We start from the raw sequence: 18,438 nt of genomic DNA on the forward strand, positions 1-18,438 counted from the left end.
CGGTCCAGCACTCCTAGTACCGCCCGAAGTTTATTACTCGTCGGTAACTTAATACATGTTACTAGCCGTTCTTTGCATTGCCAACACCGGATTTGCGTCCGATGACAAGCGCGTCGACCGCGATTCCCGTTTCGGTGTGCCTGTGGGGATTTCCGGCGATCTCGAACTCGAGCTTTCCGTGGAACTCCTGCATCAATTCTTCTGGTGTGTAAAGGATTTCGGGATCTTGCGGCCCGCCGACGCCGTAGTCGATGTTGCTTCGGTCGTGACCCAAAATCATGAGGATTCCGTCAGGTTTCAGAGAATTTATGGCACGGTTCACAACCAGGGTGCGTTGTGGTGCGGGCAGATGAAGGTAAAGAAGCAGGGCCAAGTCGTATCCCTGCCCGTTCCTCGAGGCGTAATCCGCGACGGTGACGTCGCCGCATCGGTAGTCGAGCCGGTCGAGAACCGATCGGGGCGAGCGGGCCGCGATCGTGCGGGCTTTCTCGATCGCGACGGCCGAGTAGTCGATCCCGGTGACCTCCCAACCGCGGGTCGCGAGCCACAACGCGTTACGGCCCTCGCCGCACGCCAGGTCCAGTGCCTGGCCGTGGGGGAGGGCCGTCGCGTATTCCACCAGCAATTCGTTGGGAGGAGCGCCCCAGACGAGCTCGGTTTCTTCGTACTTCTTGTCCCAGGCCGCCGCATCCATAGATGACGACGGTAGTGCCACTCAGTGGTTACGCACTCCGTCCATCGGGTTCTTGCGTAGAGCGGCGCGCGTCGGGATCGCGATGGAGACAAATCCCAGAACAGCGGTCACCGCGACGATGGAACCGTAGATCGCCGGTGAAATCGCCGGGATCGGCTGCCCGGACACCGCTACGGCAATGCCCATCAGAGGCGGCAGGGCGATCAGTGATCCGACCACGATGGCGATTCCCACCACCATCAACGACTCGATGCGCATCATTGCTCGGACCTGCCTCGTCCGCGAGCCCACCAGTTGAAGGAGCGCGAACTCGCGGGAACGCTCGGCAGTGGCAGCGACCAGGGTGTTCACGACTGCGACTGCGAGATAGCCGAGCAGGACGAGGACGGCGAGGATGCTGACCCACGACTGCATACGACGCTGATCTTCGCCCGCGGCCCCGAACTGGTCCTGGTTCATCGCGGCGATCGAGGGGAACGAGCGCAACGACTGCTGGACTTCGGCCGACCGTCCGGGTTCGGCAGCAACCAGAACGGTGTCGATCAGAGCGTCGGTGGAGTGCTGACGCAAAGTCTCGATCGGCATGGTCACGTCCCCGAATCCGAGGCCGCGACCATATTTTGCGACGACCATGGGATGTACCAGTGTTCCGTCACCCAGATAGAGGTCGACGCGCTGGCCTACCTTGGCTCCGAGGGTGAAGGCGCCGTCTTCGCTCACGGCAACGGTATCGCCGGTCAGAGCGCTGAGGTCGCCCTCGGTCACCGCGAGATCGAGGGTCGCGTCGGCGCTGGCGGCGTCGATGCCCTGGGCCGCGATCGCGCTGTCGGCTGAGCCGCCTTCCTCACCGCTGGGTACCGGGAGGACTTGACTGCGGACCACCGGGTTTGCCGCACTCACTCCGGGCACCGATGCGATCGACTCGAGGAGCGAGGGAGCGATACCGGCTGGTGCGCCGACGATCAGGTCGGCGGTGACGCCCTTGATCGACTGGTTGGTCGCCTCGGCGGCGACGGTGCTCTGGCTGAAGAACTGCACCGAGCCCAGTGCGATTGCGAGAGCCAACGGAACAACCGCCGACGAGAGCCGTCTCGAATTGGATTCGGCGTTGGCGGCAGCGAGAACTTTGGACGCCGACCCACTGCGGCGCAGCGGACCGCCGATCACCTTGATGATGCCGCGCACCAACAAGGGGCCGAGCAGCGCGACCGAGAAGATCAACAACAGTGCGCTCGAACCGGCTCCAGCGGCCGCCACGCTGCCGGGCAGGAAAGCAGGGAGGACGCAGGCGCTGAGGCCGGCGGCGCCGAAGATCAGCCCGGTGACGATACGTCCGCGGCTCAGTTTCGCCGGGCCGCTTTCGGATTCGCGAAGCGCTTCGACGGGGTCGAGCTTCGCCGGTCGTCGTGCCGCGATCGCCGCTGCCGCGCGGGCAGTGAGTACGCAGATCAGGAAAGCTGCGATCGCCGGAAGCGGGCTGTAGGCCAGCGCGAAATCGGTGGGCATGACCCCGGCGTCGGCGAACTGTGCGCCCAGCACTCGGGCGAGCAGGTATCCGGGCACCGCGCCGAGAGCTGCCGCCGCAGCAGCAACGAGCAGCACTTCACGTCCGATCATGACGTGCACTTGCCGCGTGGTGGCCCCGATTGCCCGCAACAGAGCGAACTCTCGGCGCCTGGCGTTGATCGAGAGCGACAGCGTGCTGGAAACGACGAACATACTGACCATCAACGCGAGACCGGCAAACGACGCGCAGAGCACGATCAACTGCGTCCGCGCAGCACCGGCGTCGAGGAATTCGATGCCTCCGCGTGCGGTGCCGGTCGAGACCTCCGCACCGGATCCGGCGAGTGCGTCGCGAGCGAGAGCGGCGGCGTTGACGCCTTCGGGAGCGAGCAATCCGACTGCGGTGACCGAGTTCTGGTGCGGCCACAACCGTTCGGCCTCTCCGTAGTCGAGGAAGACGAGTGCCGGACGGTCGGGTGACGGCGCCGAAGCCGAATCAGCTGTGCCGACGACGGTGTACTCGTCGGCTATCGCGCCGTGAGCCAGCGTGATTCGCTCGCCGAGCGCGGCGCCCGTGGTCGAGACCACCTCGTCGCGGCTCTGCGGAGCGCGCCCCTCGATGAGCGAGTACGGCGCCAATTGTGCTGTTTCCCAAGGATGTGCGTCGAGTACGACGCCCTCGGCGGTGCTGACGGGGACGGAGATGTCGGGAACCACGGTGACATCGAGTGCGTCGAGCTTGCGGACCGTATCGCCGGCGAGGAGAACTCGCTCGGCAAAAGGCTGATCGGCGTCTTCCTTGACCTCGAGCGCCTGTGGTGCACTCACGACGGCGTCGGCACCGGCGTAGAGATGTGGTGAGACACCGCCTCGCACTCCCGATTCCAGCAGCACACCCAGACCGCAGGTGAGGAGCGCTGCGCAGAATACGGAGACGAACACGGCGACGAAACCGGAGCGATGCGCTTTCAGGTGCGCAAAGGTGTGCGCTTTCATCATCACCAGTCCCCGAGGTGTGTCATGCGCTCGGCGATCTGCTGCGGGGTCGGGCGGTCGATGTGCCCGACAAGTTTCCCGTCGGCGAGGAACAGCACACGATCGGCGTACGACGCGGCCACCGGGTCGTGCGTGACCATGACGATGGTCTGATCGAACTCGGCGGCTGTCCGGCGCAACAACTCCAGAACCTGCTTGGCGCTACGGGAGTCGAGGGCGCCGGTCGGTTCGTCGGCAAAGAGTGCGTCGGGGTGGGTGACGAGGGCGCGTGCGATGGCGACGCGTTGCTGCTGACCGCCGGACAACTCGGAGGGTTTGCGCTTTCGGTGTGATCCGAGTCCGACGGATTCGAGGACGAAGGTCAGGTACTGCTTGTCGGCTCGTCGCCCGGCGAGGAGTAGGGGGAGCGTGACGTTCTGCTCGACGTCGAGAGCGCCGAGCAGGTTGTAGGCCTGGAAGACGAAACCGATGTGATCGCGACGGAAGATGCTGCGGGCCTTCGGCTTCAGCTGTGAAATTTCGGTATCGCCCAGCCACACCGATCCGCCGCTCGGTCGGTCGAGCCCGGCGGCGCAGTGCAGGAAAGTGCTCTTGCCCGAGCCGGACGGGCCCATCACTGCGGTGAAGGTGCTGCGCGGCAGAGTGAGGCTGACGTTGTCGAGGGCGGTCACGGCGCCGCGGCCGTTGCCGTAGACCTTGCTGACCCCTTCTAGTCGCACGGCAGATGTTCGAGCTCCCGTGGCACCAGGGGCCGGCGAGGCGAGGACCGAGTGTCGATTCTTCATGGGAAGAACGCTATGGAGATTCGGCATTCGTCGACATCCAGCAGAGTCCCGAATCAATGGTGTAGCCAGCTGTAGTGGATCGTGCGGTGTGGTGCGGCATGCTGGGGCAGTGAAGAAGAGAACCAGGGCTGCGGTGTACGTGCTCGTCGAGGGTGCGGCAGCTGTTGTTTCCCTGTTCTTGCTGATGGTCGGTCTCATTCTGTTGTCGCTCTCGATTCTGATCGTCGGCTGGTTGCTGTTGCCGTCGTACGTGCGAGTGCTCCGGTGGTGGGCCGGCCTGGCTCGCAAACGCACCGCTGCGTACACCGGACGCCCTGTTCTGCAGCGATACCCACCGATGCCCAGCAATCCGACATTCGGGGACTGGAGCCGGTTCCTCACCGATCAGTCGACGAGGCGCGACGCGGCCTGGTTGTCGATTCATGGTCTGGGTGCTTTCGTCGCGGCGATGCTGACCATTGCTCTGCCACTCGGTGCGCTCAATGCGATTGCCGTCCCGCTGTACTGGCAGCAGATGCCCGCGGGCGAACCCGTCAACAACCCGTACCCCGTGACGTCGTGGCTGGGCGCTGCCGGAATGCCGTTGATCGGCATCCTGTACTTCCTGATCGCGTGGTGGTTGATCCCCGCGATGGCGAAATGGATCAGCTGGTCGACCACGACTTTGCTTGCGCCGGATACGCGTTCGGACCTCTCGAAGCGCGTCACCGCCCTGACGGCCAGCCGCGCTGCGGCGTTCGACGCGCATTCGGCCGAACTCAAGCGCATCGAGCGGGATCTGCACGACGGAGCGCAGAACCGTCTGGTCGCGGTGGTGATGATGTTGGGGATGGCCGAGCGGTCGTTGCAGAACAATCCGGACCAGGCTCTGCCACAACTGCATCGGGCCCAGGATGCGGCCACCGAGGCGTTGAGCGAACTCCGGACGTTGGTGCACGACATCTACCCGCCGATCCTCGACGAGTTGGGTCTGGAGGGCGCGATCTCGGCGCTCGCCGGGCGCTCCGCCGTGCCCTGCGTACTCGAGATCGACGAGCTCCGCCGTGCCCCGGCTGCCGTCGAGGCTGCTGCGTACTTCGTCGTCGCCGAGGCCTTGACCAACGTCGCAAAACACAGCGGAGCCCGCAGGGTCACCGTCACGGCACGGACGGAGACGTCGGACGACTCGTCGGGTGAGACGATGCTCATCGACGTGATCGACGACGGTCACGGCGGCGCGAACGAACGCCCGGGCGGCGGCGTGGCGGGTATTCGACGCCGGGTCGAGGCTTTCGAAGGAACCGCAGTATTGGAGAGCCCGGAGGGTGGACCGACAACGATGAGGGTGGAACTACCGTGCGGATTCTGATTGCCGAGGACGACGCTCTCCTGCGAGAGGGGCTGGCCCTGCTGCTCCGTGGAGAGGGCTTCGAGGTGTCTGCCGTCTCCGACGCCGCACAGTTCCTCACGGTGTTCGAGGAGACAACCCCCGACGCCGCGGTGCTCGACGTCCGGATGCCTCCTACTTTCACCAACGAGGGACTTCGAGCGGCGATCGAGGTGCGCAAGCTTCGCCCGGGCTTTCCCGTCCTGGTCCTTTCCGCTTACGTCGAGGATCGCTACGCCGGTGAATTGTTGGCAGGAGGCGCTGGCGGGGTCGGGTACCTGCTCAAGGAACGAGTCGGGAAGGTAGCCGAGTTCGTCGACGCATTGAACCGGGTCGTCGACGGTGGAACCGTGATGGATCCCGAGGTCGTATCCCAATTGATGAGCCGTCGACGCGCCGACGATCCGATCAGATCGCTGACTCCACGCGAGTCCGAAGTTCTCGGACTGATGGCGGAGGGGTTGGGAAATCAGGAAATCGCCAGGAAACTGGTCGTCAGCGACACCGCTGTGAGCAAGCACATAGGAAATATCTTCGCAAAACTCGGCCTGTCGGCTTCCGAAAGCGGGCATCGTCGTGTTTTGGCAGTTCTAGCTCATTTGCGCGCCTGATCATGGATCTGGACTACATACCTGACCGAAGCGTAATGTGAGCCAGCCTCATGTTGTTGCCGTGATCGAACGGTGACCTGAGAGGCAGGGGCTTATGTCCTGTACGTAACGTGTGATGTCGAATGCGCGTCATCACCAGAAACCAACGAGGAGATCGATCAATGGGTAAGCCGATTGCCAGTGTGGCCGGAGGTCGGCAGTCCGTCCTTCTCGGGCTCGGCGTTCACCGCCCGGAGCGAGTCGTGACCAACGACGAGATCTGCGAGCTGATCGATTCCACCGACGAGTGGATCCAGACGCGATCGGGTATCAAGTCGCGCCGGTTCTCCGGCGAAGGTGAAGGCATCCTCGCGATGTCGATCAGCGCGGCGCGTAAAGCACTGGACGTCAGCGGCATTGCCCCTGAGCAGATCGGCGCCGTGATCATCGCGACGTCGACGTGGGACCTGCAGACTCCTCAGGCTGCGTCCATCGTCGCCCACGAGCTCGGCATCAAGGGTCCGGCTGCATTCGACGTCGCGGCAGGCTGCGCCGGTTTCTGTACCGCCCTTGCGGTGGCCAGCGACCTGGTTCGCGGCGGCACGGTTGATCACGTACTCGTCGTCGGCGTCGAGTTGATGAGCGAGGCCACCGAGCCCACCGATCGCAGCGTTCGCTTCATCTTCGGTGACGGCGCAGGCGCAGTTGTCGTCGGCCCGAGCGACACCGTCGGAATCGGCCCGGTCGAGTGGGGTTCGGACGGCAGCCAGTCCGACGCCATCGTTCAGGAGCCCAGCTGGCTCGACTACACCAAGAACCCGACCGGACCTCGGCCGTGGATCAAGATGGCCGGCACCGCGGTGTTCCGCTGGGCTGCCTTCGAGATGGGCAAGGTCGCCACTCGCACCCTGGAGAAGTCGGGGCTGGGTATCGAAGACATCGACGCTTTTGTGCCGCACCAGGCAAACCAGCGCATCAACGAGGTCATCGCTCGCAGCATGAAGCTGCCCGAGGGCTTCCCCGTCTCCAACGACATCGCCGAGACGGGCAACACGTCCGCGGCCTCGATCCCGCTCGCCATGGAGCAGATGCTGCGCGACGGCCAGTGCAAGCCGGGCGACAAGGCATTGCTTCTCGCCTTCGGTGCGGGCCTGTCCTTCGCCGGTCAGGTTGTCGTCATGCCGCCGTTGGCTGGAGCAGAATCCGCCTGATTGTTCCTTTCGCAAGGGCGCCTCGAACCCACGGTTCGGGGCGCCCTTCCGTTTCCGTCCGGATCGTCGAACGTCTGCGATGTGGCACTCTGGCGAGATGGTCGAGAGTGTGGGGGAGTCCGAACGCAAGTCCGAACGTTCAGCTGAGACGGGCGGCAGCTTGGCAAAGATGGGTGGGCAAGTGGCGCTCGCCAGCACGGTCAGTCGGGTCACCGGCTTCGTCCGCACCCTTGCCCTTGCCGCGGTCCTGGGCATTGCCCTCGTCAGTGATGCGTACAACGCGGCCAACAGCTTCCCGAACATGGTCTATCAGCTCCTCCTCGGCGGGATTCTCGCCAGCGTCCTGCTTCCGTATCTGACGCGGCAACGGAGCCGTGGGCGGACGCTCGAACGAGAGCAGACGCAGCGCGTTCTCACCGTCGGAGCGCTGGCTCTTGCGCTCGTGACGGTAGTGGCCGTGGTGTGCGCGCCGCCTCTGGTCTCGGCCGTGATCGATGATCCGGCTCAACGAGAGCTGACGACGCTCTTCGCGTACTTGCTTCTTCCGGAGATCTTCTTCTACGGCGTCACGGCGATGATGACGGCTGTGCTCAGCGTTCGATCGGTATTCGGCGCGCCGGCCTGGGCACCGGTGATCAACAACGTCGTCCTTCTGGTGACGGTCGCGGTCTTCCTGTGTATCCCGGGACCGGTGGCTCTGACTCCCGAGTCGATGACCACCGCGCAGGTTCTGGTGATCGGTATCGGCACTCTGCTCGGGATCGTGGCGCAAACCGCCGTCGTTGCTCGAGCGCTGCACCGCAACGGGTTTCGGTGGCGACTTCGCGTGCGCGTCGTACCGCACACCTGGCGACCGGTGCGCGTCGGGGCACCGTTGCTCGGCTGGGTACTTGTGTACGTCGTTGCCGGCCAGATCGGTGTGTGGGTGACGATGAAGGTCACTCTCTCCCGTCACGTCTACTCGATGTACACGCACGCGGATCTGCTGTTTCAAGTGGCGTACGGCATTCTCGGTGTGTCGTTGTTGACGGTGCTGATGCCGCGGATCGCCAGGTCGGTTGCCGCGGGTGACGACGTCGGCGTCGTATCCGATCTCGGCCGGGGAGCCCGGTATTCTGTGGTGGCGCTGATTCCGGTCACTGTGGCGCTCATGGTGTTCGGTCCCTCGTTGACCACCTTGATCTTCTTCGGCCGGGTCGACGGCAGCAGTGCCCGGTTGATCGGGACGGCCGTTGCGGTCAGTGCATTCGGGCTGGTGCCCTTTGCGATGGTCATGCTTCAGCTGCGAGTGTTCTACGCCGACAACAACACCCGAACTCCCGCGGTGATCGCCCTGGTGATGGTGGTCGCCAAGACTGCGCTCGTCCTTCTTGCGTCACTGTCGGCTAGTGACGAAAGGCTGGTCCTGGCCGTCTGTGCCGCCGGCTCGTTCTCCTACGTGTGTGGAGCGGTACTCGGCCACAACCTTCTTCGAAAGCGATACGGGCTGTTGGGATTCCGTCGCGTGCAGGCCACCGTCGGAAGGATTTCGGCGGCGGCAATTCTGGCAGGTGGTTGTGCGCTCGCTTTGGTGGTGGCGGTTCAGAACCGAGTTCCCGAGCCCAGGCTTGCTGCTGTTATTTCATTGTCGGCGGGTGCGGCCGTCGGTGCCGTCGTCCTGTTAGTTGCATGCAAGGTCGTCGGTGTTCCCGAGATTCGCCGGGCGCGAACCCTATTGCTGTCCTGAGGACAAGAGCGGTACCAGCAGTTCGTCCGGAGTGAGGGCGCCGTGCTGTCCACGGAGTCCGGACAGTCCCGATTCGACAGATCGACGTACGACGGCCACGTCCCCGGACGCAATGGCGATGACATCACCGATCCGGCCGTGATACTCGGAATGCACTGCAGGCCCGAACAATCCTGCGACTATGCCCTCGGACCTCGTCCCGATCCACATGCGGTCACCCAGTTCGGCGCGCCAGCGGTCCGCAACATCTTGTGCAGCGCCTTCTCGGGTGTGGATGTGACGACATCTAGGTTCACCGGCAAGAGCGAGTACATCTTTGGACAGAATCGGAGTGTTGTCGAAGTCGATCTTGTTCTCGTCCGACACGTCGACCATTCCGTGGTCTGCCGTCACCAGCAATCTCACGTCCGGACCGAGAGCCGCGGCGAGTTGCTCGACCAGTCGATCGACCAGCATCAGTTGGAAAATCCACGGCTCGGACTCGGGTCCGTAGACGTGGCCGAGTGCATCGATCTCGCTGATGTAGCAGTACGTGAACGTGCGGTCGGCAGATTTCGACGCCGCCACGGTGCGAGCGAGGAGGTCTCCGTATGCCTGGATTCCGGCGAACTGGGCACCGCGCATCCCGGCACGGGTGAGGCCGCTGCCGTCGAACTTCGACGGTACGACGGTTGTAACGGTGATGCCGGCTGCGGCGGCGCGATCGAACGTCGTGGCCTGCGGCTGCAGGGTTTCCGGGACGATGGAGTCGGTCTGAGATTCCTTCTTGCCCGCGCTGTGCCAACCCAGCCAGTTGAACACCGAATCGGCTTCTTCGACGTAGGACTGGTAGCCGGTGATGCCGTGCGCTCCCGAAGGCAGACCGGTCCCCAGTGAGACGATGCTGGTGGCCGTCGTCGTGGGGAAGCCTGCCCGGATGGGCGTTCCGACGAGTGAATTCAGGAATGGTGCGTGTTCGGCGTTGCGGGCGAGCAAGTTCGCGCCCATCCCGTCTACCAGCAGAATTACGGTCTTCTTGCTGGGCCGTAGATCGAGACGGTTCGCTTCGCCGCTCACTCCGAGAGAAGCGAGTACCGACGGCGCAAGCGTCGACAGAGTCGGCTGCGAGTACACATCGAGGAGAGGGGCGGGGGCGGGCATCCCATGAGATTAGGCGTTGGACGCAGAAAACTGCATACCTTCTGGGCGAGTGTTCAAATCTGTGCGGTCAAATCCGGACTTTCCAGATGATCAGCGCGCAGAGACCGCGGACCGGTGCGGCCTCCGCGCGGAGATTCATTCCATGATCGTGGAGATCTGGAACTTGGCACCTAGTGGATCGGCCACCGACGCGAGACGACCGAAGGGCGTGTCCTCGGGATCGCGCAAGACGCTGCCGCCGAATTCGACGACCTTGGCGACGGCCGCATCGGTGTCGTCCGCCCCGAAGTACACCTGCCAGAACGACGGCGCCTCTGCCGGGAGGAACGAGCTGGCATCCATCAAACCGGCGACGACGGTGTCACCCTGCTTGGCCTGTGAGTACCGGAACTCGTCGCTGTCACCGATCGACTCGTAAGTCCAGCCGAACACGTCGGTGTAGAACGGCAGGACCGCGGCGTAGTTCTTGGACAAGGTCTCGTGCCAGACCGGCGCTCCGGCCTCGCCGACCAAACCGAAGCCGTGATGCTGATCTGCCTGCCAGATGCCGACGACGGCACCGGCCGGATCGCCCACGATCGCCATGCTGCCCTGAGGACCGACCTGCATCGACGGCATCATGATCGTTCCGCCCGCGGCTTGGGCCTTGGACGCCGACGCTGCCGCATCAGTCGAGGAGATGTAGGTGGTCCACACGTTGCCGTAGGGGTTTCCCTCCTGCTGGGGTCCGAGCCCGGCGATGGGCTGCCCGTCTTTGCTGAAGATCGCGTAGCCGCCGTACTGCGGGTCGTCGTTTGTGTCAGCCTGCCAGCCGAACACGTTGGTGTAGAAGGATTTGGCAACCTCGGTGTCGGAGCTGGTGAGGTCGATCCAACAGGGTGTTCCGTCGAGCGCTGTGCGTGCGGGCATCTGAAAACTCTCCTTAACCGAAACGGATACACAAGCAGGGGACGCGGAAATGTTTGGCCGAGGAAGGCCTGAATCTCACGCTACGCGCGTACCCCGACACATTCCCAGGGTTCGAGAGCTTTGGGGTATGTGACCGTTTCGCGTTCCCCGGTGGGCCGGACCTGCCAACGCAGACGACCGCCGAATCGTTCTTGATACTCCGAAGTTGATGGGGCACTTGCTCGATCGGCGAGGCCGTTCCGCGGGTGTAGGGCCGGTACATGTCAGCTCCTGATCAGCCCCGTGCGATCGAGCCACGCGAGCGCATGACGGGTGAACTCGTCCGGAATCTCCAATTGTGGGGTGTGGCCGGTGTCGCCGAGAATGATGGTGGTCCAGTGTGGATGTGCAGCAGCGGCTGCCCGTGCGGCCTCGACCGGGACAAGCCGATCGCGATCGCCGTGCATCAGGAGCGTCGGAGTCGTGATCTCTCGCAATGTCTTTCGATAGGAGGCAGGACGGGCGAGGGTCATCAGCAGTGACCGTGCTGCCTGAAGGAATTCGGCATCCTGGGTAGGATCGTTGCGGCGAATCGCCGTCAAGGCAGCGCCCGCGTCGAGGACCGCGGGGTCGGCTCGCGTCGGATCGGCAAAACACAATCTGGTCATCTGAGCGGCCAACTGCCGGTCTGACATCTTTCGGCGTCCGAAGCCGAGAACCTGCTCACCGACGTACGGCATCGAGTAGAGCGCGAACTGGGCGGCGACGGTCAGATCGGGAAGTTGGACGGGCAGGGGGAGCGCCGGATCCACCAGGACCAGGCCGGCGACTGATTCGGGACTGGCATGGGTCGACATTGCCGAGACCATTCCGCCCATGGAATTGCCGAACAGGACGGCGGGCTCACCCACCACTGTGTCGAGAAAGCGATTCAGAAGTACTGCGTTGGCGTCGACGCCGGTGTGTCGCCCACGGGCAGAGGTGAGTCCGAATCCGGCGAGGTCAAGGGCGTACACGCGCGTGCGCGCCGCCAGCGCCGGTGCGACCCGCACCCAGTTCAGGTGCGAGCCGCCCAGACCGTGAACGAGCACGATGGGCGGCGCTCCGCTGGGACCGCCGAAGTCGATCCAGTGAACGTCACCGCCGAGATCGGTGATGTTGCTTGTCCCGCCCCACGGGTGTGTGAGGGTGCTTCCGTCGACGAGTTGGGCCGAAACAGCGGATTCCATACATGCCAGGATGCACCGAGGTGTCGTCGTAGTCACGCACTCGTTCCGGTTCGGGATCCGAATATGTGTCATCGATCACGGCTTCTCAAGAAGCTCAGGAAACGGGCAAAACGGAATTTGACTGGTGTTCAGCACTTTTCGAGGCTGTCGCCGCTTTCCGACGGCCGTGGCGCGCGTCCGGCGGAGGTCGGTTCGGGCATACTGAAAACCATGTGGTGGATGGTCGGGCTCATTGTTCTGGCCGCCTTGGTTTTGGCATCCGTTCTGGTCGGTTTCGTTTTCCGCCGCCCGATCGCCGAAGCCAAGTCGGCGGTGCTTGCCTTCGACGACGCCAGCTCTCAGCCCCAGCGCGACTGACCACCGTCGAGCGGAATTGTTGCTCCAGTCAGATACGCGGCATCCGGGCCGACCAGGAAAGCCACCGCGGTTCCGATGTCCGTTTCGCAGTCGCCGATCCTCCGTAGCGGAATCCCGGCAACAAAGGCGGCAGCCTCCTCCGGGCGTGCATCTGCCCACCGCTGCAGCCCCGGCGACGACGCGTGGGGAGCAACCGCGTTGACCCGGATCCCGTCGACGCCCCATTCGCATGCTGCCGCGCGACTGAGGGCTCGGACGGATTCCTTCACGGCCGCGTAGCCGCCGTAGCCGGCAGCGTCCCAGCGGACGGCCACGGAGCTGACCATGTTGATGATTGCCCCGCCGCCGCGCTCCTTCATGAACGGGTAACAGGCTTGCATGGTTCGCAGAGTCGCGACGGGGCCGGACGTCAATCCGTCGGCAAGGCGCTCCGGAGTGAGGTCGAGGACGTTGCCGAGCGGGTTGAGGCTGGCGTTGTTGATCAGAATGTCGACGCCGCCGAACAGTTCCACCGTTCGCGCCACGGCTCCGGTGATGGAATCCGCGTCGGCGATATCCATGAGCACCGGTTCGGCACGGCCTCCGCGTTCGGCGATCTCGTTACATGTGACGACGAGTTTCGACTCAGTGCGGCCCGCGACCGCGACGGAAGCGCCCTCCTTGGCGAGCGCAAACGCAACTCCCTGGCCGACGCCTTGCCCTGCGCCAGTGATCAGGGCCACTTTTCCATCCAACTTGCCCACTGCTGTTCTCCTGCTCGTCATTCAACGGTTCCCGAAGCGTTGTCCGAATCGCGCATTGTTACTCGTGGGTTCCCGCTGGATGAGATGTGAGTTACGTCCCACTCAGCGGTGCCGCTTCAAATTTCGGCCGTCTTACGTATATTGTGAGCGCCGTTACACACCGGACGCGCGGAACGCGTACACACATTCCATGATGAGGAGTTAGACATGGGTTCTTCGGACGCAGACCTGGCATTGATCAAGCAGATTCAGCCGGTTATCACGGGTGTTGCTGGCCTGATCTCGGGCATCGGCGCAATCGTCGGACTGGGCGTTGCCCTGCAGTCCTTCAGCTGATTTTTCGCTGAGCTGATCCTCCGGCCCGTGGCCTGAAGGCATTGCCTTCGTGGACGCGGGCCGGAGGTTTGTCTGCACCTGAATATCTGTGTCTTGCAGGCACATTCAATTCTGTGATACGTCCATTGCTGCCGGAACATCCACACCTTCTTCGTAGACCTGGGGTCCGAAGTTCGGCAACGGAGTGTAGTCGAGCATCGCTTCCGAACCGCGGTAGTGGCGGAAGTAGTAGAGCGATCTGTCCGGCCGCACCAGGCTGTCCGGTTCGCTTGTCTTCCATCCCCAGTGGACGTCTGCTCGCAGAATCTCCGACAGCTCCAGTATGTTCTTGCAACCATGGCTCTGTAGCCCAAGGCATTTCAATTCCTCGACGTCTCGCAATTGCCCGTCGCGCGTCCACCTGGATTCGTAGACCAGAGCATCGAGAACGACGCGGTGCGAACCCGCTTGAGTAACGCCGGCAAGTAGAACCTCCCAGTCCAATCCTGGTGCGTGTTGGAGGTATTCGTCGGCGTCGATGAATGCTGCCCATGCGACGGTGTCGCGGTACCGGCTCACGTGATCGACGTACGCCTCTACCTGTCCGTGCACGATCCGACCGTCCGCGTCGCGCGGTTGCCAGTCGACGATCGTCACCGGAAGGTCGTGCAGTTCTTTGCGGAATGCGACCTGAACTTCACTGTCCGACATCGATCGGGTGAAGGCGCCGTAAGAGTTGCCTCTCTTGTCCTCGCTGCGGCCGTGCCAACGGTTGAGACTGAATGCGCTTGTCTTGCGGGTGGACCCGACGGAACCGGTGTTGTCGTAGAGAACAACCTCCCAGCCTTGCTCGATGTGGTGCAGGCACCAGTCCCTGATGAAGGGAAGATGTTCGCGGGGGAGCAGGACCGCAACCACGGCGCGGCGCCCGGCGTCAGAGCTGTTCGGATGATTCTTCGGATCCGTGATCACCCGACACACGATAGTGCTCTGCGTGGATGCGAGTTACTCAATGCTGCTCGTGTGAACGGTTGATCGTAGAACGTTGACACATTCGGCAATTTGTCTCATAGTCGAGTCATGACAACTTCTGTGTCACATTCGCCACGGTTTGTACCTTCAACCGGGGAGTCCTGGCGTTCGCCCTGGGCCATGTACGACGCATTGCGCGAGAACGACCCGGTGCACAACGTTGTGCCGGAAGCTGCGCCGCAGGACGACTACTGGGTGCTTACCCGTCACGAAGACGTCTACAACGCCGCTCGCGACTACGAGACATATTCGTCGGCAAAGGGATTGACCACTGTCTACGGTGAACTCGAACAGATCGGGATGCAGGACAATCCGCCGTTCGTGATGCAGGATCCGCCAGTGCAGTCGGAGTTCCGGCGCATGGTGTCGAAGGGTTTCACTCCGCGTCAGGTATCGGCGGTCGAGCCGATGGTTCGCGAATTTGTCGTCGAACGTATCGAGGCGCTGAAAGCGCGTGGCAGCGGCGATATCGTCGTCGAGCTCTTCAAACCGTTGCCGTCTATGGTTGTCGCACACTATCTGGGTGTGCCGGAATCGGACCGTGACCAGTTCGACGGCTGGACCGAAGCCATTGTCGCTGCCAATTCGGCAGGTGGTGTGGCCGCGGCAGCGACGACGGCGCAGGCCGCCACCGGTGAGCTGATGATGTACTTCGCTTCGCTGATCGAACGCCGCAAGGTCGAACCGGGTGACGACACGATTTCGCACCTACTCGCCGCTGGACTCGGTGAAGACGGCGACATGTCCGGCCTGCTGTCGATTCTGGGCTTCGCCTTCACCATGGTGGCCGGGGGAAACGACACCACGACAGGAATGCTGGGTGGTTCGGTGGCGATGCTGACCGAACGCCTCGACCAGCGTCAGATCCTGCTGGACGATCCCGCATTGATCACCGACGCGGTCGACGAGTTGCTTCGACTCACCTCGCCGGTCCAAGGACTGGCACGCACCACGACGCGAGATGTGGCCTTGGGTGGCAAAGTGATTCCGGCAGGACGTAAGGTTCTGCTGATGTACGGTGCGGCCAATCGTGATCCCGAGAAGTACGGACCCGACGCGGCGGAGTTGGACGTCTTGCGTCGACCGCAGAAGATCCTCACCTTCAGCCATGGCGCCCACCATTGTCTGGGCGCGTCGGCAGCTCGAATGCAGGCGCGAGTTGCTTTGGAAGAGTTGCTTTCCCGGATTCCCGACTTCCATGTCGACATCGACGCGATGCAATACGCGCCGGGCAACTACGTGCGCCGTCCGCTCTCGGCTCCGATGTCGGTGACTCGGCCATGAGCAACGACTGGCTCGGCGAGGGGCGCGCCTTGGCGGCAGCCGAGAAGATCCTCGACAGCGCGGCACAATTGTTCGTCGCGAAAGGCGTCAACGCGGTCGGTATGGCGGAGATAGCCTCTGCTGCAGGATGTTCCCGGGCCACCTTGTATCGGTACTTCGAGAATCGGCAGGCTCTTCACATTGCGTTCGTTCACCGCGAAGCTCGCAGGCTGGGAACTGCGATCGCGGAATCGGTAGCGACCATCGACGATCCGAGTGAGCGTCTGGAGACGGCCATACTCACTGCAGTGTCCGCGGTGCGTAGCACTCCGACGTTGGCTGCATGGTTCGCCCCGGGCGATGCGAGTCTTGCCGGTGAACTCGCCAATTCGTCCGACGTCATCAACGGACTTGGTGTCGCGATGCTCGGTGAACTCGGAGCAGGCACAGCGTCGCGGGCACGCTGGATCGTGCGGGTGATCCTCTCGCTGCTCATGGTGCCGGGGGCGGACGAGAACGACGAGCGGACGTTGGTGCGTGAGTTCGTCGTTGCGCTGTTGATTGCTGGACGGGCCACCTGATCATCCCTTCCGGGTGATGCGCGAGGGCTGCGTGGGAATCGAGGATGAACCGATATCCCGACACAGGTCACCGCGAGTTCCCGAGGAGCGTAAGAGAAGATGACTACACCGTCCGAACTCGACCCCAAGCCCGCCACCGAAGCGACTCGCCTGGCAAATGCCCAGGTTCTCCGTGACCTTCCTTTCGACGACACCTTCGACTTCGAACTGATTTCTCGAGGTCTCGTGGCACCGCTCATCGATGGCGGACTGGTCAAAGGTGACAAAGGGCAGTTCATCTTCTCGTACGACGCCTACGGGTTCGCCGACGGCGATGCACCGGATACCGTCAACCCGAGTCTGTGGCGCCAAGCCACTTTGATGGGAAAGGGCGGTGGACTGTTCAAGCTGGCTGATCGTCTGTACCAGGTGATCGGCCAGGACTTGTCCAACACGACGATCATCGAGGGCGACACCGGGTTGATCATCGGTGACACTCTGATGTCCGCGGAAACAGCCGCTCTCGCGCTGGAGTTGTACTACCAGCACCGCCCGAAGGTTCCGGTCAAGGCAATCATCTTCACGCACTCCCACGGCGATCACTTCGGCGGTGTCAAAGGATTTGTCACCGACGAAGAGATCGAGTCCGGTGCCGTAAAGGTCTACGCACCAGACAGTTTCACGGAGGAAGCGATTTCCGAGAACGTACTTGCCGGCACGGCGATGACACGTCGCGGAATGTACATGTACGGATCGTTCCTGCGTCCGGGGCCACAAGGGCAGGTATCCGGTGGTCTCGGCCTGTCCACTTCGCACGGCACTTCGACGTTTGCCGTGCCTACCGACGTCATCACCGAACCGGTGCACGAAGAGGTCATCGACGGTGTGCGCGTGACGTTCATGCTCGCGCCGGGAACCGAAGCGCCATCCGAAATGCTCTTCTATTTACCAGATTTCAAGGCGCTCGGGTCAGCTGAGGACGTCACGCACACGATGCACAATCTGTACACGTTGCGCGGCGCCAAGACTCGCGACGCCAAAGCGTGGTCGCACTACGTGCGTCTGGCAATGGAACTGTTCCCCGACGTCGAAATCATCTTTGCGCAGCATCATTGGCCCACGTGGGGCAACGACAAGATCTTGAAGCTGATGTCGGATCAGGCAGATCTGTACAAGTATCTGCACGATCAGACGTTGCGCCTTGCCAACAAGGGACTGACACCGGTAGAGATTGCCGACCAGATCGAGGTACCCGACGCCATCGGAAAGCAGTGGTACAACCGTGGGTACTACGGCTCGCTCAGTCACAACGTCAAAGCGATCTACACCTTCTATCTCGGTTGGTTCGACGGCGTTCCCGCTCACCTCAATCCCCATCCGCCGGTGGAGAACGGCAAGCGCTACGTCGAAGCCGTCGGCGGACCGGACGCACTTTTGACCAAGGGCAAGCAGGCGTTCGACGACGGCGACTACCGCTGGGCGGCCGAGCTGGTGAACCATCTGGTGTTCGCCGATCCGAGCAATCAGAAAGCGCGAGAGTTGTTGGCGGACACGTACGAACAACTCGGCTACCAAGCCGAGAACGGTACGTGGCGCAACTTCTACCTGGTCGGAGCGATGGAATTGCGGCATCCGCTGGCACCGATGCCGTCCAACAACCCCACCGGCCCGGCCGTGGTCGCAGTGATGCCGCTCGAACAGATGCTGGATTTCTGGGCAGTTCGCCTCGACGGTCCCAAAGCAGCCGATGTAGACCTGTCGTTGCGATTCGTGTTGTCGGACACCGCGGACAACGTCCTGGTCACAGTGCGCAACGGCGTGCTGAACTACGACATGGACAAGGCAGATGCTTCGGCCGCCCTGACTCTGACCTTGACCCGTGCCGTGTTCAACGAGGTGTATCTGGGAACGACCTCGCTCACCGAATCCATCAAGGCCGGAACGGCAAAAGCTGTGGGAGATCAGTCCGAACTGGAGACGTTCATCTCGCTGCTGGAGGACTTCGATCTGTGGTTCGATATCGTCACGCCGTGACTG

At 62.9% G+C, this 18,438-nt stretch carries 17 protein-coding genes; 9 read left to right on the forward strand and 8 right to left on the reverse strand.

Features of this window, described 5'->3' with window-relative positions; genetic code table 11:
* Positions 1–61: 61 nt before the first annotated feature.
* From P0M12_RS17815 to P0M12_RS17825, 3 genes are read right to left on the reverse strand one after another with little or no spacing between them, the layout of a single operon-like run.
* A complete protein-coding gene (locus P0M12_RS17815) occupies positions 62–694 on the reverse strand; it encodes a class I SAM-dependent methyltransferase (protein WP_064443187.1) in 633 nt (210 codons plus the stop codon).
* A 21-nt stretch (positions 695–715) separates the two neighbouring features.
* The gene (locus P0M12_RS17820; RefSeq protein ID WP_277376653.1) at positions 716–3,199 is read right to left on the reverse strand and encodes an ABC transporter permease; all 2,484 of its coding nucleotides are present in this window, start codon (positions 3,197–3,199) and stop codon (positions 716–718) included.
* Positions 3,199–3,981, reverse strand: coding sequence for an ABC transporter ATP-binding protein (locus P0M12_RS17825; RefSeq protein ID WP_047269551.1), 783 nt, complete (start codon positions 3,979–3,981; stop codon positions 3,199–3,201). The genes P0M12_RS17820 and P0M12_RS17825 overlap by 1 nt, the downstream gene beginning before the upstream one ends.
* 109 nt (positions 3,982–4,090) lie before the next feature.
* Here P0M12_RS17825 and P0M12_RS17830 point away from each other — a divergent pair, with 109 nt between their 5' ends.
* The 4 genes from P0M12_RS17830 to P0M12_RS17845 all read left to right on the forward strand — a co-directional run bounded on the left by P0M12_RS17830 (position 4,091) and on the right by P0M12_RS17845 (position 8,874).
* A complete protein-coding gene (locus tag P0M12_RS17830; RefSeq protein ID WP_277376656.1) occupies positions 4,091–5,329 on the forward strand; it encodes a sensor histidine kinase in 1,239 nt (412 codons plus the stop codon).
* Positions 5,317–5,958 (forward strand): response regulator transcription factor, encoded by a 642-nt coding sequence (locus P0M12_RS17835; protein ID WP_042452561.1) that lies wholly within the window; start codon positions 5,317–5,319, stop codon positions 5,956–5,958. The genes P0M12_RS17830 and P0M12_RS17835 overlap by 13 nt, the downstream gene beginning before the upstream one ends.
* Before the next feature lie 161 nt (positions 5,959–6,119).
* Positions 6,120–7,148, forward strand: a complete 1,029-nt coding sequence (locus P0M12_RS17840; RefSeq protein ID WP_003945837.1) for a beta-ketoacyl-ACP synthase III — start codon at positions 6,120–6,122, stop codon at positions 7,146–7,148.
* A gap of 97 nt (positions 7,149–7,245) precedes the next feature.
* Positions 7,246–8,874 (forward strand): lipid II flippase MurJ, encoded by a 1,629-nt coding sequence (locus P0M12_RS17845; RefSeq protein WP_277376657.1) that lies wholly within the window; start codon positions 7,246–7,248, stop codon positions 8,872–8,874.
* On the opposite strand, the gene P0M12_RS17850 is transcribed toward P0M12_RS17845, so the two are convergent.
* The 3 genes from P0M12_RS17850 to P0M12_RS17860 form a co-directional block, all read right to left on the reverse strand.
* On the reverse strand, positions 8,860–10,014 hold the full coding sequence (locus P0M12_RS17850; protein WP_277376658.1) for a nucleotide pyrophosphatase/phosphodiesterase family protein: 1,155 nt from the start codon (positions 10,012–10,014) through the stop codon (positions 8,860–8,862). The genes P0M12_RS17845 and P0M12_RS17850 overlap by 15 nt on opposite strands.
* A 135-nt stretch (positions 10,015–10,149) precedes the next feature.
* Positions 10,150–10,923: a VOC family protein gene (locus P0M12_RS17855; RefSeq protein WP_042452552.1), complete on the reverse strand. Its 774-nt coding sequence runs from the start codon at positions 10,921–10,923 to the stop codon at positions 10,150–10,152.
* Positions 10,924–11,186: 263 nt separating this feature from the next.
* Positions 11,187–12,131 (reverse strand): alpha/beta hydrolase, encoded by a 945-nt coding sequence (locus P0M12_RS17860; protein ID WP_277376660.1) that lies wholly within the window; start codon positions 12,129–12,131, stop codon positions 11,187–11,189.
* Between the two features lie 219 nt (positions 12,132–12,350).
* Here P0M12_RS17860 and P0M12_RS17865 point away from each other — a divergent pair, with 219 nt between their 5' ends.
* Positions 12,351–12,488, forward strand: a complete 138-nt coding sequence (locus tag P0M12_RS17865) for a hypothetical protein (RefSeq protein ID WP_003945592.1) — start codon at positions 12,351–12,353, stop codon at positions 12,486–12,488.
* Here the strand turns inward: P0M12_RS17865 and P0M12_RS17870 are convergent.
* On the reverse strand, positions 12,470–13,231 hold the full coding sequence (locus P0M12_RS17870) for an SDR family oxidoreductase (RefSeq protein ID WP_042452547.1): 762 nt from the start codon (positions 13,229–13,231) through the stop codon (positions 12,470–12,472). The genes P0M12_RS17865 and P0M12_RS17870 overlap by 19 nt on opposite strands.
* Positions 13,232–13,438: 207 nt before the next feature.
* On the opposite strand from P0M12_RS17870, the gene P0M12_RS17875 reads away from it, so the two are divergent.
* A complete protein-coding gene (locus P0M12_RS17875; protein ID WP_007734598.1) occupies positions 13,439–13,567 on the forward strand; it encodes a hypothetical protein in 129 nt (42 codons plus the stop codon).
* Between the two features lie 105 nt (positions 13,568–13,672).
* Here P0M12_RS17875 and P0M12_RS17880 read toward each other — a convergent pair whose 3' ends face one another.
* On the reverse strand, positions 13,673–14,518 hold the full coding sequence (locus P0M12_RS17880) for a hypothetical protein (protein ID WP_277376661.1): 846 nt from the start codon (positions 14,516–14,518) through the stop codon (positions 13,673–13,675).
* A gap of 108 nt (positions 14,519–14,626) precedes the next feature.
* On the opposite strand from P0M12_RS17880, the gene P0M12_RS17885 reads away from it, so the two are divergent.
* From P0M12_RS17885 to P0M12_RS17895, 3 genes are all read left to right on the forward strand, one after another.
* Entirely contained in the window at positions 14,627–15,862 is a 1,236-nt protein-coding gene (locus tag P0M12_RS17885) for a cytochrome P450 (RefSeq protein WP_042920218.1), read from the forward strand.
* A complete protein-coding gene (locus tag P0M12_RS17890; RefSeq protein ID WP_054827319.1) occupies positions 15,859–16,422 on the forward strand; it encodes a helix-turn-helix domain-containing protein in 564 nt (187 codons plus the stop codon). The genes P0M12_RS17885 and P0M12_RS17890 overlap by 4 nt, the downstream gene beginning before the upstream one ends.
* A gap of 99 nt (positions 16,423–16,521) precedes the next feature.
* Entirely contained in the window at positions 16,522–18,435 is a 1,914-nt protein-coding gene (locus P0M12_RS17895; protein WP_003945738.1) for an alkyl sulfatase dimerization domain-containing protein, read from the forward strand.
* The last annotated feature ends 3 nt before the right edge of the window (positions 18,436–18,438 follow it).

The organism is Rhodococcus sp. RCBS9, assembly GCF_029457415.1.
GTDB classification, from domain to species: domain Bacteria; phylum Actinomycetota; class Actinomycetes; order Mycobacteriales; family Mycobacteriaceae; genus Rhodococcus_F; species Rhodococcus_F qingshengii.